The sequence below is a fragment of the Paenibacillus sp. sgz302190 genome (assembly GCF_059820445.1).
Map to the genome: position 1 here is coordinate 5,773 of NZ_JBZYAO010000055.1, position 14,239 is coordinate 20,011.

The 14,239-nt window shown below is 54.9% G+C and carries 14 protein-coding genes; 3 read left to right on the forward strand and 11 right to left on the reverse strand.

Annotated features, from left to right (window positions below; translation table 11 throughout):
- Together AC6RNO_RS34135 and AC6RNO_RS34140 are read left to right on the forward strand one after the other, a co-directional pair.
- On the forward strand, positions 1 to 206 hold a 206-nt coding region (locus AC6RNO_RS34135), incomplete at its 5' end, for a hypothetical protein (RefSeq protein ID WP_497108169.1).
- 355 nt (positions 207 to 561) lie between these two features.
- A complete protein-coding gene (locus tag AC6RNO_RS34140) occupies positions 562 to 768 on the forward strand; it encodes a hypothetical protein (RefSeq protein WP_474680003.1) in 207 nt (68 codons plus the stop codon).
- A 66-nt stretch (positions 769 to 834) separates the two neighbouring features.
- Here AC6RNO_RS34140 and pflA read toward each other — a convergent pair whose 3' ends face one another.
- The 11 genes from pflA to AC6RNO_RS34195 all read right to left on the reverse strand — a co-directional run bounded on the left by pflA (position 835) and on the right by AC6RNO_RS34195 (position 13,053).
- Positions 835 to 1,587 carry a pyruvate formate-lyase-activating protein gene (gene pflA, locus AC6RNO_RS34145; protein WP_497108170.1) on the reverse strand — a complete coding sequence of 251 codons (753 nt, stop codon included), beginning with the start codon at positions 1,585 to 1,587 and terminating at the stop codon, positions 835 to 837.
- Positions 1,588 to 1,617: 30 nt separating this feature from the next.
- On the reverse strand, positions 1,618 to 3,888 hold the full coding sequence (gene pflB / locus AC6RNO_RS34150; protein ID WP_474680001.1) for a formate C-acetyltransferase: 2,271 nt from the start codon (positions 3,886 to 3,888) through the stop codon (positions 1,618 to 1,620).
- 32 nt (positions 3,889 to 3,920) lie between these two features.
- Positions 3,921 to 6,530, reverse strand: a complete 2,610-nt coding sequence (adhE, locus tag AC6RNO_RS34155; RefSeq protein WP_474680000.1) for a bifunctional acetaldehyde-CoA/alcohol dehydrogenase — start codon at positions 6,528 to 6,530, stop codon at positions 3,921 to 3,923.
- A gap of 236 nt (positions 6,531 to 6,766) precedes the next feature.
- Positions 6,767 to 8,431 (reverse strand): cbb3-type cytochrome c oxidase subunit I, encoded by a 1,665-nt coding sequence (locus tag AC6RNO_RS34160; protein ID WP_497108171.1) that lies wholly within the window; start codon positions 8,429 to 8,431, stop codon positions 6,767 to 6,769.
- Between the two features lie 35 nt (positions 8,432 to 8,466).
- Positions 8,467 to 8,937: a cytochrome c oxidase subunit II gene (locus AC6RNO_RS34165; RefSeq protein ID WP_474679998.1), complete on the reverse strand. Its 471-nt coding sequence runs from the start codon at positions 8,935 to 8,937 to the stop codon at positions 8,467 to 8,469.
- Positions 8,938 to 8,958: 21 nt separating this feature from the next.
- Positions 8,959 to 9,084, reverse strand: a complete 126-nt coding sequence (locus tag AC6RNO_RS34170; RefSeq protein WP_474679997.1) for a cytochrome c oxidase subunit 2A — start codon at positions 9,082 to 9,084, stop codon at positions 8,959 to 8,961.
- 120 nt (positions 9,085 to 9,204) lie between these two features.
- Entirely contained in the window at positions 9,205 to 9,810 is a 606-nt protein-coding gene (mobA, locus tag AC6RNO_RS34175; protein ID WP_474679996.1) for a molybdenum cofactor guanylyltransferase, read from the reverse strand.
- A 254-nt stretch (positions 9,811 to 10,064) separates the two neighbouring features.
- Positions 10,065 to 10,589, reverse strand: a complete 525-nt coding sequence (locus AC6RNO_RS34180) for a chromate transporter (RefSeq protein WP_474679995.1) — start codon at positions 10,587 to 10,589, stop codon at positions 10,065 to 10,067.
- Positions 10,590 to 10,607: 18 nt separating this feature from the next.
- Positions 10,608 to 11,243, reverse strand: a complete 636-nt coding sequence (locus tag AC6RNO_RS34185; protein ID WP_474680254.1) for a chromate transporter — start codon at positions 11,241 to 11,243, stop codon at positions 10,608 to 10,610.
- 940 nt (positions 11,244 to 12,183) lie between these two features.
- Positions 12,184 to 12,819 (reverse strand): FMN-dependent NADH-azoreductase, encoded by a 636-nt coding sequence (locus AC6RNO_RS34190; protein ID WP_497108172.1) that lies wholly within the window; start codon positions 12,817 to 12,819, stop codon positions 12,184 to 12,186.
- A gap of 135 nt (positions 12,820 to 12,954) precedes the next feature.
- Positions 12,955 to 13,053: a YjcZ family sporulation protein gene (locus AC6RNO_RS34195; RefSeq protein WP_474679993.1), complete on the reverse strand. Its 99-nt coding sequence runs from the start codon at positions 13,051 to 13,053 to the stop codon at positions 12,955 to 12,957.
- A gap of 189 nt (positions 13,054 to 13,242) precedes the next feature.
- On the opposite strand from AC6RNO_RS34195, the gene AC6RNO_RS34200 reads away from it, so the two are divergent.
- The gene (locus AC6RNO_RS34200; RefSeq protein ID WP_497108173.1) at positions 13,243 to 14,172 is read left to right on the forward strand and encodes a polysaccharide deacetylase family protein; all 930 of its coding nucleotides are present in this window, start codon (positions 13,243 to 13,245) and stop codon (positions 14,170 to 14,172) included.
- Positions 14,173 to 14,239 lie beyond the last annotated feature (67 nt).

Sequence of the window (14,239 nt, forward strand, 5' to 3'; positions counted from 1 at the left end):
GCTTCTGTGGCTTCTGTGGCTTCTGTGGCTTCTATGGCTTCTATGGCTTCTGTGGCTTCTGTGGCTTCTGTGGTTTCTGTGGCTTCTGTGGCTTCTGTAGCTTCTGTGGCTTCTGCGGCTCCTGCGGCTTCTGCGGCTTCTGCGGCTTCTGCGGCTCTGTGGCTTCTGCGGCTTCTGCGGCTCTGTGGCTTCTGTGGCTTCTGTAGCTTCTATGGCTTCTGTGGCTTCTGTGGCTTCTGTGGCTTCTGTGGCTTCTGTGGCTTCTGTGGGGGTTACGGGATCTGCAGGGGTTGCGGGGGTTGCGGACTTCCGAGCCGCTTCGCCAGCGGCGGCTGCCATGGTACATTTGCCGGCAACTGCATGCGATACCCGGGTGCGCGCGTTGCAGTGCTGCCGCATAACGGCGGTCACCCCCCTTCACTGTTCAGGCTTGTGGGCTTCATCGAGACAAGCCTTTTTGGCACGGCACAAAAAATTTCTCTTCACTTGTGAAAATAATCACATACTTATTCGGACGCGCAAGGTATAGTTAAAGTAGAAACCGGACAAGGAGTGATTCATATGAAAACGACACAACCCGATGCCTATGAAATGCTGCGCGACGAATTTTGCTGTGAGTGCGGAGCCGTATTGGCTGAAAAAGCGGGAGGCATTCAAAGAAACCGTCAGCCTGCCGCCGGAGCCGGAAATGATGCCGCGCCGGAGCAGACGGACGGCCATCTGGACTACCTGCACCGCATCGGGCTTCAGGAGGAATACTTGCTGTGACGCTGAAGCTTTATAAAAAATAAGCAGCCCACCGAAACGTTAACGAATCGGCGGCTGCTTATTTTTTTAATCGGATATTTGGGCTGTATGAGACTGCTGCATGCTGATTCCAAGCTCAATAATTGACCTTGCTCTGGCAATTTCCCGGTCGGTGGGCGGCTGAACATGCTCCAGCGGGTATGCCTTGCCCATCTGCTGCCACTTGTAGACGCCCATGCGGTGGTAGGGCAGCAGCTCCAGCTTTTCCACGCCCCGCAGCGAGCCGATGAACGCCCCAAGCTCAAGCAGGTCCTGGTAATCGTCTGTCCAGCCTGGGACGAGCACGTGACGGATCCACATCGGCTTGTTCATCTCGCTCAGATGATAGGCGAACCGCTTGATCCGGTCGTTAGGCTGCGCGGTCAGCGAAATATGTTTGTCAGGATGAATTTGCTTCAAATCGAGCAGCACCAGATCCGTTGCCGCAAGCAGTTCCTCTGCGTGTCCCGGCTCGCAAAAGCCGTTGCTGTCCAGAACGGTGTGCAGCCCCCACTGCCGCTTGATCTCGGCAAACAATCGGGCGAGGAAGGGGGCCTGCAAAGTAGGCTCCCCGCCCGTCACCGTAATGCCTCCGCCCGAACGCCGGTAATATTCCAAATACGGCTCGATTTCCTGCATGATTTCCTCTACGTCCATCTGTCTGCCTGCATGCATATCCCAGGAATCGGGATTGTGACAGTATTTGCACTGCAGCGCGCAGCCCTGCATGAACAGAACAAAGCGGATGCCCGGCCCGTCAACGGTGCCAAAGGTGTCGAAGGAATGGATGCGTCCTTTCATCGGCTCCGCGCTCCTCTCTTGATCTAAAATTTACATCGTGCCGTGGAACGTGCGGTGAATGACGTCGAGCTGCTGCTCGCGGGTCAGCTTAATAAAGTTGACCGCATACCCGGATACGCGAATGGTCAGCTGCGGATACTGCTCCGGATGCTCCATGGCGTCCAGCAGCTGCGCACGGTCGAACACGTTGACGTTCAGATGGTGCCCTCCGCTGGCCATGTAGCCGTCCATCATGGCAACGAGATTGGCGATCCGCGCTTCGTCTTCGCGGCCGAGCGCCTTCGGCACGATCGAGAAGGTGTTCGAGATGCCGTCCAGGCAGTGCTCGTAAGGAATTTTCGCCACGGAAGCGAGCGAAGCCAACGCGCCTTTGCGGTCGCGTCCGTGCATCGGATTGGCGCCCGGCGCGAACGGTTCGCCGGCTTTGCGGCCGTCCGGCGTGCTGCCGGTTTTTTTGCCGTAGACGACGTTGGACGTAATCGTCAGCACGGACATCGTCGGCAGAGCGTCGCGGTACGCCTTATGTTTGCGCAGCTTGTTCATGAACGTTTCGGCAAGCTGCACGGCGATCTCGTCGACCCGCGGGTCGTTGTTGCCGTACTGCGGATATTCGCCTTCGATCTCGAAATCGACGGCAATGCCGCGCTCGTTGCGGATCGGCCGCACCCGCGCATATTTGATCGCGCTGAGCGAGTCCGCGACGACGGACAATCCCGCGATGCCGCAAGCCATCGTGCGCAAAATTTCACGGTCGTGCAGCGCCATTTCCAGCCGTTCGTAGCAATATTTATCGTGCATGTAGTGGATGACGTTGAGCGTGTTCATATACAGCTTGGCCAGCCATTCCATCACCTGGTCGAATTTGGGCGCGACTTCCTCATAGCTCAGCACATCGGACAGGACAGGCGCCGCCTGCGGTCCGACCTGAATGCCCAGCTTCTCGTCCACGCCGCCGTTGATCGCATACAGCAGCGCCTTCGCCAAATTGGCGCGCGCGCCGAAAAACTGCATCTGCTTGCCGATGCGCATCGCCGATACGCAGCAGGCAATCCCGTAGTCATCGCCATAGTAAGGACGCATCAGGTCGTCGTTCTCGTACTGGATCGAGCTGGTCTCCGCCGATACTTTGGCGCAGTAAGCTTTGAAGCCTTCCGGCAGCTGCGTCGACCACAGTACGGTCAAGTTCGGCTCGGGCGCCGGTCCCAGATTGTACAGAGTATGCAGGAAGCGGAAGGAGTTTTTCGTCACTCGCGTCCTTCCGTCCAGCCCCATCCCGCCGATCGATTCCGTTACCCAAGTCGGGTCTCCGCTGAACAGCTCGTTGTAATCCGGGGTGCGGAGAAACTTCACGATGCGCAGTTTCATGACGAAATGGTCGATCAGTTCCTGCGCCTGCTCTTCCGTCAGCACGCCTTCCTGCAAATCGCGCTCGATATAAATATCGAGGAAGCTGGATACGCGGCCAAGGCTCATCGCCGCGCCGTTCTGCTCCTTGATGGCGGCCAGATAGGCGAAGTACAGCCACTGCACGGCTTCCGCCGCGCTGGCGGCAGGCCGTGAAATGTCGAAGCCGTAGGACTTCGCCATCTGCTTCAGCTCGCCGAGGCTGCGAATTTGCTCGGACAGCTCTTCGCGCAGCCGGATGACATCCTCGGTGATCGCATCGACCTCGAGCTGCACCAGATCGGCGCGCTTTGCTTCGATCAGGCGGTCAACGCCGTACAGCGCGACGCGCCGGTAGTCCCCGATGATCCGCCCGCGGCCGTACGCATCAGGCAGACCTGTGATGATGCCCGCCTTGCGGGCGGTTTTCATCTCGGTCGTGTAGGCGTCGAACACGCCCTGGTTGTGCGTTTTGCGGATGTCCGTGAAGAGGCGGACAAGCTCCTCGGGCAGCTTGAAGCCGTAAGCTTCGCAGGCGTCGACGACCATGCGGATTCCGCCGAACGGCTGCACGGAACGCTTGAACGGCGCATCGGTCTGAACGCCGACGATTTTTTCTTTATCCTTCGCGATGTAACCCGGCGCATGGGAAGTGATCGTGGATACGGTGTTTACATCCACATCCAGGACGCCGCCGTTTTCCCGCTCACGGCGCGTCAGCTCGCTGACGATGCGCCACAGCTCGGTTGTCGCTTCGGTCGGGCCCGCCAGGAAGGAACCCGATCCCAGATACGGAGCCACGTTCTTATCGATAAAATCCTTGACGTCGACTGCTTTTTCCCACTTGCCGCCTTTAAACCCTTTCCAGGAGCCGGCTTTGCCGGCCTGGATCGCGATGTCTTTTTCCTCAATCGCCATGTTTGTGACCTCCTATCAATTGGTATTAACGGTTATTCAAATTTGCCGTAGAACGCTTTGCGGTACACGTCGGCAAGCTCCGTCACCAGCGGCATCCGCGGGTTGGCCGTCGTGCATTGGTCCTCAAAAGCCCGGTCGGCCAAGTAGTCGACGCGCGATTCGAACTGTTGGGCGTCGAAACCGAGATCCTGGAATTTCTCCGGAATGCCGAGCGATTTGTTCAGCTTGCGGATCGCATCGATCAGGCTGTTCACGCCTTCTTCCGTCGTTTTGGCCGGAAGTCCGAGCATCCGCGCGATTTCGGCGTAGCGCTGATCGGCGACGAAATGATCGTATTTCGGGAACGATGCGAACTTCGTCGGCTTCTGCGCATTGTAGCGGATCACGTGCGGCATCAGGATCGCATTGGTGCGGCCGTGAGCCGTATGGTATTCGCCGCCCCACTTGTGCGCCAGGCTGTGGTTGATGCCGAGGAAGGCGTTGGCAAAAGCCATGCCGGCAATCGTCGAGGCGTTGTGCATTTTTTCGCGGGCAACCGGATCGCCGGTAGCGAACGATTTTTCAAGATTTTGGAACACGAGCTGGACCGCCTTCATCGCCAGGCCGTCGGAATAATCGTTGGCCATCACCGATACGTAAGCTTCGATCGCATGCGTCAGCACGTCCATGCCCGTGTCGGCCACCGCCGTTTTCGGCAGGCTGTACACGTAGTCCGGGTCGATGATCGCCACGTCCGGCGTCAGCTCATAATCGGCCAGCGGATATTTCGTATTGCCTTTCGCCTTGTCGGTAATGACCGCGAACGAGGTTACTTCCGAACCGGTACCCGACGTTGTCGGAATCGCCACGAACTTCGCCTTGTTGCCAAGCCGCGGATATTTGTACACGCGTTTGCGGATGTCCAGGAACTTTTGCTTCAGCGCATCGAAGCTCGTATCCGGGTATTCGTAGAACAGCCACATCGCCTTGGCCGCGTCCATCGGCGAGCCGCCGCCGAGTGCAATGATGCAGTCCGGCTGGAAGGAGGCCATTACCTGTCTGCCGCGTTCCACGGTATCCACGGACGGATCCGGCTCTACGTCGGAGAACACTTCGATGTAGACAGGCAGCTGGCGTTTGCGCAAATAGTATTCGACTCGTTCCACATAGCCGAGTTTGACCATCATCGGGTCCGTCACGATCATGACCCGGGAAATGTCGGGCATTTTTTCCAGGTACTGCGTCGCGCCTTTTTCAAAGTACACTTTAGGCGGAATTTTGAACCACTGCATATTGACGGTGCGGTAGGCGACCCGTTTGACGTTGATCAGATTGACCGCGCTGACGTTGGAGGTCGTCGAGTTGTGGCCGTACGAACCGCATCCGAGCGTCAGTGACGGCAGGTTCGTGTTGTATATGTCGCCGATCGCGCCGTGCGTCGACGGCGAGTTGACAATAACGCGCCCCGTCTGCAGCTTCGCGGAGAACGCGCCGATCACATCGGCATTCTGCGAATGAATGACGGAGGAATGGCCCATGCCGCCGAAGCGAACCACTTCCGCCGCCCGTTCGATGCCCTGCTCCGCCGTTTTCACTTTGTAGCAGGCCAGCACAGGGCTGAGCTTCTCGGCGGACAGCGGGTAAGCTTCGCCGACGCCGGCCAGCTCGGCGACGAGAATTTTCGTCGATGCCGGCACTTTGATGCCCGCCATCTCGGCGATTTTGACCGCCGATTGGCCGACGATGACGGCGTTGACCGCGCATTTTTCACTGTTGATCACAAGCTTGGATACGGCTTCGGTCTCTTCCTTGTTCAGGAAATAGCAGCCCTGGTCGATCATCAGCTTTTTCGCCTCGGCGTAGATCGCCTCTTCGAGAATGACCGCCTGCTCGGAAGCGCAAATCATGCCGTTGTCGAACGTTTTGGACAAAATCAGATCATTGATCGCCTGCGGCAGGTTCGCCGTCTTCTCAATGAAGCACGGCACGTTGCCGGGTCCGACCCCGAGCGCCGGCTTGCCTGTGCTGTAGGCGGCTTTGACCATCGAAGATCCGCCCGTCGCAAGCACGAGCGCCACATCGGGATGGTTCATGAGCAGCCCTGTCGCTTCCAGGGACGGGTACTGCACCCACTGGATGCAGTTGTCGGGAGCGCCTGCGGCGACCGCGGCTTCCAGCAAAGTTCTGGCCGCCGCTGCGCTCGATTGCTGAGCGGACGGATGGAAGGCGAAGATGATCGGATTGCGCGTTTTGATCGCGATTAAAGCTTTGAACATCGTGGTGGAAGTCGGATTCGTCACTGGCGTAACGCCGGCGATAATGCCCACAGGCTCCGCCACCATCCGGTAGCTTTCATAGACGTTTTCCTCGATGACGCCGACGGTTTTGTTGTTCTTAATGCTGTGGTAGATGTACTCGGTCGCGAACAGGTTTTTCGTGATTTTGTCCTCGTACACGCCGCGCCCGGTCTCATCGACGGCCATCTTGGCCAGTACCATGTGCCGGTCGATGCCGGCCAGCGCCATTTGCTGAACGATGGCGTCAACCTGCTCCTGGTTCAGCTCGAGGAAAGCTTGCTGCGCTTTCTTCGCTTTTGCCACCAGTTGGTTCACTTCGTCTTTTGCGGAAATTTGTACGTTTACTTGGCTCTCTTTAACTGCCATCTTCTTCCACTCCTTTATATGATCAATAATGGGTGAATAACCTAATGTTGTGTTTGTTTCTACACAAAGAGTACCGCTTTTGGAGGGCTGCAACTATGAGAAAAATCACAAATGAAGCTTCGCAGGCGGCTATTTTCGTGAAGATATTGTGAATTATTTCACAATATCTTTGGAGAGAAAAGGCATTCCCCGGCTGACAAGCCGAAATGCCTTCTCTTTTCCTGCATCACCTGTCGTTACCAGGTAATAAATCCTTTGGAACCCGGTGCCGGATTCGTCACCATATCCATCAGCGGCAGCGTATAAGCGATGAGGATCAGCGCGGCTGACAAGCCGATCCACACGCCCCACCGCTCCAAATAAGCAGGGGTCGCTTCCGCCTGCTCCATCGGCTCGCCGATCGGATACTCCGTCTCCCCCCGGGGCGCGCGAAGCAGCGCGAATACGTTGTACACCATCATCAGCACCGCGATGAACAAAATCGTTCCGCCGATCGCCATCCATACGTAATAGGATGTCCAGCCTGCCGCGTCCGCATGATTTTCATAAGTGGTGTACGCGGTTCTTCTCGGAGCCCCGAACAGGCCCACTATATGCATCGCACCGGACATAAAGAACATGCCTATGCACCAGATAACCGTTTGAATCAAGCCAAGTTTGTTCATCCGCGGGGTCAGCACGCGCCCCGTCACTGCCGGAAGCAGCCAGTACGCAATGCCGAAAAACGTCAGCGCCACGCTCGTCGCAACCGTCAAATGAAAATGCCCCGTCACCCACAGCGTATTATGAACGACCGCATTCATCTGGTTGCTCGCATTAATCAAGCCGCCCGCCCCTGCCGGTATAAAGATCAGCATGCCCATGAACGGCGCGAAAAAACGCACATCCTTCCAAGGCATCACCTTGACCCACCCGAACAAGCCCGTAGCCCCTTTGGCCCGCCCGTTCAATTCGAATGTGGCGAACAGGGAGAACGCCGTCATCAGCGACGGAACCACGACCATAAAGGTCAGCACGACCTGCAAATATTTCCAGAAAGGGCTGATGCCCGGCTCCATCAATTGATGGTGAAAGCCTACCGGAATCGAGAACAGCAGCAGCAAAATGAACGACAACCGCGCCAAAGCGTCGCTGTAAATTTTGCCGCCGATAATTTTCGGAATGATCACGTACCAGCACATGTAGGCCGGCATCAGCCAGAAATAGACGAGCGGATGTCCGAAATACCAGAACAGCGTGCGGCTCAGCATGACGTTAATCGTCTCCACCCAGCCGAACGACCACGGTATGAGCTGGATCAACACTTCGGCGGCTACGCCCAGCGTGGCGATTTGCCACATGAGAAAAGTGACGACGGACATGAAGGCGAACAGTGGAGATATCTCGCCCCGATTCGTTCTTTTCCAATAATTGTACTGATAAAACACGCCCCAGCCGCTGATCCAGCTCCCGACAACGACCAAAGCCAATGCGATGTAAAAATACGGAGAAGCTTTGAGCGGCGCGTAAAACGTGTAAAGCACGCTGGCTTTGCCCGCCAAAACCATCGCGACCCCAATGGCCGTGCCGGCCGTCATTAAGGCGAAGCCCGCCCACCCCATGCGGCGCACAATCGGCAGCAGCTTGCCTCCAAGCGTATAAGAAATGCCCGAATAGAGGAAGCCGATAATAAAATAAGTCGTAAAAATGAGCGCCATCAATACCCCATGGGCTGTCAGCAGCTCGTAATAGCCGATTCCGTACGGCAGCTTGACCGTCCCGCTGCGGACCATGCTCTGCAGCAGCCCCGCGATGCCGCCGATCAGCAAAGCGATGAACGCCACGATGATGTGAGCGACGACGAGCTTCCCGTCTTTCAGATCGAATTTCGTGCCGTTTCCGTGCAAATGCGCTACTTTCATGACCATTGCCACCCCCTTTTGCTTGCGTCCCGAATTCATTTGACGATAATCGTCGTTTTCATAAATTCATGCGCCCCGCCGCAGTATTCGTTGCACAGGATGAGGTACTCGCCCGGCTTTGTGAACGTATGGCTCACATGGCTGACCTCGCCGGGCACGATCATCATGTTCACGTTTGTGCCGGGAATTTCAAATCCGTGCACGACATCCTGGGTTGCCACGATAAAATTGATTTTCGCACCGACGGGCACCTCCATTTTGTCCGGAGCATACCCGAACGTGAACGCCGTCATCACAGCTTCGTACTCGTTGTCCCCGATTTTGCGGAGTCCGGGATTGTCAAAAGGAGCCGTTTCCTTCAGCTTGGCCGGATCGATCTGGTGATGGTGCTCGCTCGGGGGCTTGACGCCCATGGCAAAAGCGGACACGCCCAGCACGCCGAGAAACACGAACAGCATAGAGATGCCAATGGTCAACCAAATTTTTTCAAGCTTGTGAATATGCATGGCGATCCACCCTTCACATTTCTAGTTTCTGGAAATGAACAATAAATAAACGGCAACCCAGCTTGCAATCAAAAACGCGCCCAGCAGCAGTACGGCGGCAAACGTTCCATTCAAAACCGGTTCGGCCTTTTCCTTATTGTTATCCATGTCATCTTCCCCTCCATTTGTGGTCCAGCCTCTCATTACCTACATTTTAGTGTCCTTGATCCCCGCCCTCTGTGATATCGGTCACAACAACATCGAGCAAATATGAACAATCCGTTACCTTTACGTTTGGGGGACGGCCATGCGCTGCAAAGCTTCGTAATCGGCAGACGTCTTGATGCTGGCGACGAAATTCAATCCCACATCGCGCTCCTGCAAATAGCGGTCATCCAGCTCCCCCCAAAAAATGTGGTTGAGCAGCGCCGACATTCTCGTCTCCCCCCGCTGCAGCAGGCCGACGATCGCCTCCTTGCACTTGCGGTCATAAATGCCGTGAAGCGGATACAACCCTCCGGCAACCAAAGGCACGACGGCGTCAAAGCCGTCCTTTTTCCGCTCCCACAGCAGCTCCGCCGCCTTGCAGGAAAGAAACGGCATGTCGCAGCCGACAACCCACACGGACGAATGTTTGGCCAGAGACAAAGCCGCATGCATGCCGACGAGCGGACCCTGAGCCTTGTAGTAGTCCGTTATGATCCGAACCGAGCGGTCGAGCATGGGCAGGAAAGGCCGGACATCGTTCGTTACGACAATCAGCTCATCGCACAGTGGCTTCATCATTCTCATTTGTCGAATAATCAGCGGCTCGCCTGCAAAAGGAAGCAGCGCTTTCAGCTCCCCTTTCATCCGGCGGCCCGCTCCGCCTGCCAAAATGACTCCGGTCAGCATCTCCCTCACTCCCTTGCTATGTTAAAATGGGTTACGATATCTCAACTTTAGAACAGCGAAACCGTATTGTAAGTGAAAAAGATCACAGTTGCCACAGCAAACAGGGCTGCCCCATCGGCAGCTTTTGCTGCCAGTGGTTCAGCCCTGGTGAAGTCGGTCGGGTCGGTCTTCGGTCTTCGGTCTTCGATCTTCGGTCAACATGTTGTTTCGCCATGAATCGGCGAATGGTCAAAGCGCCAGTTAGCTGGCTGGCATCAGAACAGGATGATGCCTGCCAGTCCGGAAGCGACGATGACCATGAACGGATGCATGTTATGCTTCAGCACGCCGTAAATGCAGCCTGCGCAAATGAGCAGCGTGGCGAACGTCGACCACGTCAGGCCCATGCGCGCATTCAAGCCGAAATGCAGCGCGGCGTAGACGATCAGACCGGTAACTACTGGCCTTAATCCGTAGAAGGACGATTTGACCCAACGGTGCTCGTGCATTTTTTGGAAAAAAGCCGCCAGCAGGATAATAATAAGCAGCGACGGGAACACGATGCCCAGCGTCGACGCAATAGCCCCCGCCAAACCCTCCGCATGATAGCCGACAAGTGTCGCGGTATTGGTCGCGATCGGGCCCGGGGCCATGCCGGCCAATGTAACGATTTCCTGAAAATGGGCGCTGTCCGCCCAGCCGTACTTCGTAGCTTCATTCTGAATTAGCGGAATGACTGCATAGCCGCCGCCAAAGGAGATGCAGCCGATTTTGAAAAATGTGAAAAATAACTGCCACATCCCAGTTCACCTCTATGGCTAAATGTAGTATTCGGGAAACATGATTTCCGGCTTCGGATCGGGAGCGCTCGCTTTCTCGAACGGCGCGCTGACTCCGAGCATGGATTTGATTTTCACGGCAAGCACGCCAGCGATAATCCCGACCGCAATGATAAGTAAAGGATGAATAGGCGTTGCGATCAAAAGCCCTAGCGAAACGACTGCAACCGTAGCGGTCGTTTTATCGATCAGCGACGATTTGGCCATTCTATAGGCTGCAATCAATATAAGTGCGATAATTGCCGCGTGAATGCCTTTCAAGGCTGCTTCAACTTTTGGAAATGCGCTGAACAAAGAGTACATCGAGCTCAAAGCGAACACGATGACAACCGGCGGAAGCGTAATGCCGAGCACCGCCATAACCGCGCCGCCGACCCCGGAGAGCCTGTAGCCGATAAAAGCCGCTGAGTTGACGCCCACTCCCCCCGGCGCGGAACCGGCGATGGAAATCAGATCGCTCATGTCCGACTCCTTGAGCCAATTGCGCTTCTTGACGATCTCCCTTTCAATGATCGGGATCATCGCATAGCCGCCACCGAAGGTCGAAGGGCCGATTCGGCAAAACACCCAAAATATGCTCACCAGCATGGAAATCCGCTGCAACTGTTGTTTCATCACGATGTCACCTTCCTTAGCGTACAACCTTATTACATTCATTATAGCACCTTTATTCCATTTTGGAATGAAGATATCATCCAAAATCGATTCACGTTTGTTTATCGCCTTAATTATTTCTGCTTATAAGGAATTACACCCGCCTATTTATTTCAATTTGAATTAAAGTTGACTATTCAGGGTTGTTTTACGGGATTGCATGAAATATAGGAGCTGTCCCAAAAGTGTTCATATCGTACGGGATAAAAAATCGAGCAAAAGGACCTCAAAATCCACTACCAAGTGGAGAATGAGGTCCTTTCTTTAGGTGAAATTTCAAGGCAAAGCGGGGCACAGCCGCTCTTTCCCAAACCACGCCTATCCCTGCATAGGTTGGGGAGCTGAAGCGGGGGGACGAGGCAGGTTGTGCTTGGCTGGGGAAAACCTGCAAAAGTGCAGGCTTTTTTCATAAAAAAGGCTCATTTTGGCGAAAAGCCTGCGATTGTGCAGGAATTTTCGGTGTAAATGAGCCTGAGTCCTTGTTCGCGGCGAAAAGCCTGCACATTTGCAGGAATTTGTCGTGGTCAGCGCATTCATCGGGCAAAAACTGTATTTTTGCAGGCTTTTTTGCGTGGTTAGGCAGATTGTGCGACCGGCTCAGTTGGGTGGGTTGCAGGCGTTTCAGCGCTTCACTCGGACGGGTTCGGGGTGACGTCCACAGCGTCATGAGAGTTTTCGCTGGTTTTTCGGGCTGCCGAGCCCGCGAGCCTAGCCGCCTCCGCTTCGCAACCGCCGAGCCGCCGAAAATCCCTCCCCTTCCCGTGGTCGACCGGCGCCGTCATGCAGCGCAGCACCGTGCACTGGGAGCTGCGCGCGGCGCGACGGCCCTGCGCCAAGCAGCAAAAAGCCCGGCTTGCCCGCACGAGGCTGAGCTTGCCGGGATATTTTTGCCGCTGCGGGGTCAAAACGTTTTTGCCAGCTCCCGGGCGCGGCCGATCGCTTCTTCTTTAATCTGCTGGGCTTTATCGGCGAACTGATTATGCCCCTCTACAAATAGCCCCTGGAAATCCTTGATCCCGAAAAAGGACATAATAATGCTCAAATACCGGTGGCCCATTTCCATGTCCGCTGCCGGGCCTTCCGAATAGATGCCGCCCCGCGCCTGGATATGGAGCGCTTTTTTGTCCGGCAGCAGGCCTACCGGGCCGTTTTCCGTATAATTAAACGTTTTTCCGGCCGTGCAGATCGCATCGATGTAAGCTTTCAAAATCGGCGGGAACGAAAAATTCCACATGGGCGTTACGAATATATACTTATCGGCAGCGACAAACTGATCCGTCAGCTCGGACAGGCGGCTCACTTTCGCTTGCTCTTCGCCGCTCAATTCGGAATACTGCCGGCCGCCGCGCAGTTTGCCCCAACCGCTGAAGACATCTGCATCAATGTGCGGAACGTTTATTTGGTACAAGTCAAGATGGATAATTTCGTCGCCGGGGCGGGCGTCCCGATACGCGTCTACGAATGCTTTTCCGACTGCCATGCTGTATGAAGTCTGATGATCGTGGGGGTGCGCCGTAATGTGCAGAATTTTAGCCAATATTCACAGCCCTTTCTCTCTTATGATTTCAATTCATATATATTGTTTATAGAAAAAGGGCGGAATATTCGCGCCACGCATTGAAAAACACAAAAAACAGCCCGGAGGCTTGCGCTTGCCGGACTGCCTTTTCAGCTAAATTACTACGGAAAAAGTTGTCAAGACAATGACCAGAAGAATAAAGAGAACCAAAATTATCGCTGTGCTTGTAGGAAAGCCGCATACTCCAAACATTCCGCTTCACTCCCTTCTATCAGGCTATATTTATTTTATGTGCATGAATATGGCATGGACATGGACAGCTTTCCATAGGCCGCGCACAAGAATTGCGATTTGTATGTTTGACCTTTACATAAATTAGCTGTCATTAAGCAGATAATGAGTAAGATGGCCGACAGCAAATGAAAAGGAGTACTTGGCAAAATGTTCAGAATCAAGATGCTTTTCAGCCTGACACTCATCCTGCTGCCCATATTGTCGGGTTTCTCGGCTCCGGCTGTTGAACCTGATCCTGTGCTGAGCCGGATTATGAATGAGGCTCCGGCGAAACGGATTCCCCCGACCGATGCCAGAATCGACCACGTATTCAGGGCTATACCGGGCTATAACGGTCTCGAAGTCGATATTGAAAAAACGTATGAATTAAACAAAAATATAGATCCCGGAAACCCGATTCGCTATGTGTATCAGGAGATTCCCCCTGCCGTAAATCTGGAACAACTCGGAGCGGAGCCGATTTACCGCGGAAATCCCCAAAAGCCGATGGTCGCTTTCATGATCAACGTCGCGTGGGGAAATGAATTTATTCCCCGGATGCTCGAAACGCTTAACAAGCATCATGTGAAAGCGACGTTTTTCCTCGACGGCTCCTGGCTCAAAAAGAACATGGACACAGCCAGGCATATAGCGAGCTATGGCCATGAGCTTTCCAACCATGCCTATTCCCATAAAAATATGAGCCAGCTTAGCGACAGTCAGGCCTGGATGGAAATCGCGAGAACCGAAAAACTGCTGCAGGACGGGCTGCAGGTTAAAAACCGTTGGTTCGCTCCGCCATCCGGCGATTTCAACCGGAATACGGTGGAAGTCGCTTGGCGGCTGAAGCTGAACACCGTTTTGTGGACGCTCGATACGATCGACTGGAAAAAACCGAACCCGCAATCCGTCATTCAAAAAGTAGCCGCCAAAGCGAATAACGGATACCTGATTTTGATGCATCCGACTGAGTCGTCCAGCTTGGCCCTCGAAGGCATGATTATGTCCCTCAAGCGCAAAGGATTACAGCTCGGAACCGTAAGCGATGTCCTGTCGCCAAAGCGCGTCACCGGCGGCGAACCCGGTACGGGCAGCTGACCATTGCAGATGCGGCAAGCGCAGAAAGGGCTGTCCCTTGGCCATTATTGATGGCTTTTGAGACAGC

Bases quoted from the DNA above. Each gene is read 5' to 3' on its own strand.
- AC6RNO_RS34195 (WP_474679993.1), bottom strand. From the start codon at position 13,053: ATGTTTGGAGTATGCGGCTTTCCTACAAGCACAGCGATAATTTTGGTT.
- pflA (WP_497108170.1), bottom strand. From the start codon at position 1,587: ATGAAAGGACGCATCCATTCCTTCGACACCTTTGGCACCGTTGACGGG.
- AC6RNO_RS34185 (WP_474680254.1), bottom strand. From the start codon at position 11,243: ATGAAACAACAGTTGCAGCGGATTTCCATGCTGGTGAGCATATTTTGG.
- AC6RNO_RS34160 (WP_497108171.1), bottom strand. From the start codon at position 8,431: ATGAAAGTAGCGCATTTGCACGGAAACGGCACGAAATTCGATCTGAAA.
- AC6RNO_RS34200 (WP_497108173.1), top strand. From the start codon at position 13,243: ATGTTCAGAATCAAGATGCTTTTCAGCCTGACACTCATCCTGCTGCCC.
- AC6RNO_RS34140 (WP_474680003.1), top strand. From the start codon at position 562: ATGAAAACGACACAACCCGATGCCTATGAAATGCTGCGCGACGAATTT.
- AC6RNO_RS34165 (WP_474679998.1), bottom strand. From the start codon at position 8,937: ATGCATATTCACAAGCTTGAAAAAATTTGGTTGACCATTGGCATCTCT.
- adhE (WP_474680000.1), bottom strand. From the start codon at position 6,530: ATGGCAGTTAAAGAGAGCCAAGTAAACGTACAAATTTCCGCAAAAGAC.
- pflB (WP_474680001.1), bottom strand. From the start codon at position 3,888: ATGGCGATTGAGGAAAAAGACATCGCGATCCAGGCCGGCAAAGCCGGC.
- mobA (WP_474679996.1), bottom strand. From the start codon at position 9,810: ATGCTGACCGGAGTCATTTTGGCAGGCGGAGCGGGCCGCCGGATGAAA.
- AC6RNO_RS34170 (WP_474679997.1), bottom strand. From the start codon at position 9,084: ATGGATAACAATAAGGAAAAGGCCGAACCGGTTTTGAATGGAACGTTT.
- AC6RNO_RS34180 (WP_474679995.1), bottom strand. From the start codon at position 10,589: ATGTGGCAGTTATTTTTCACATTTTTCAAAATCGGCTGCATCTCCTTT.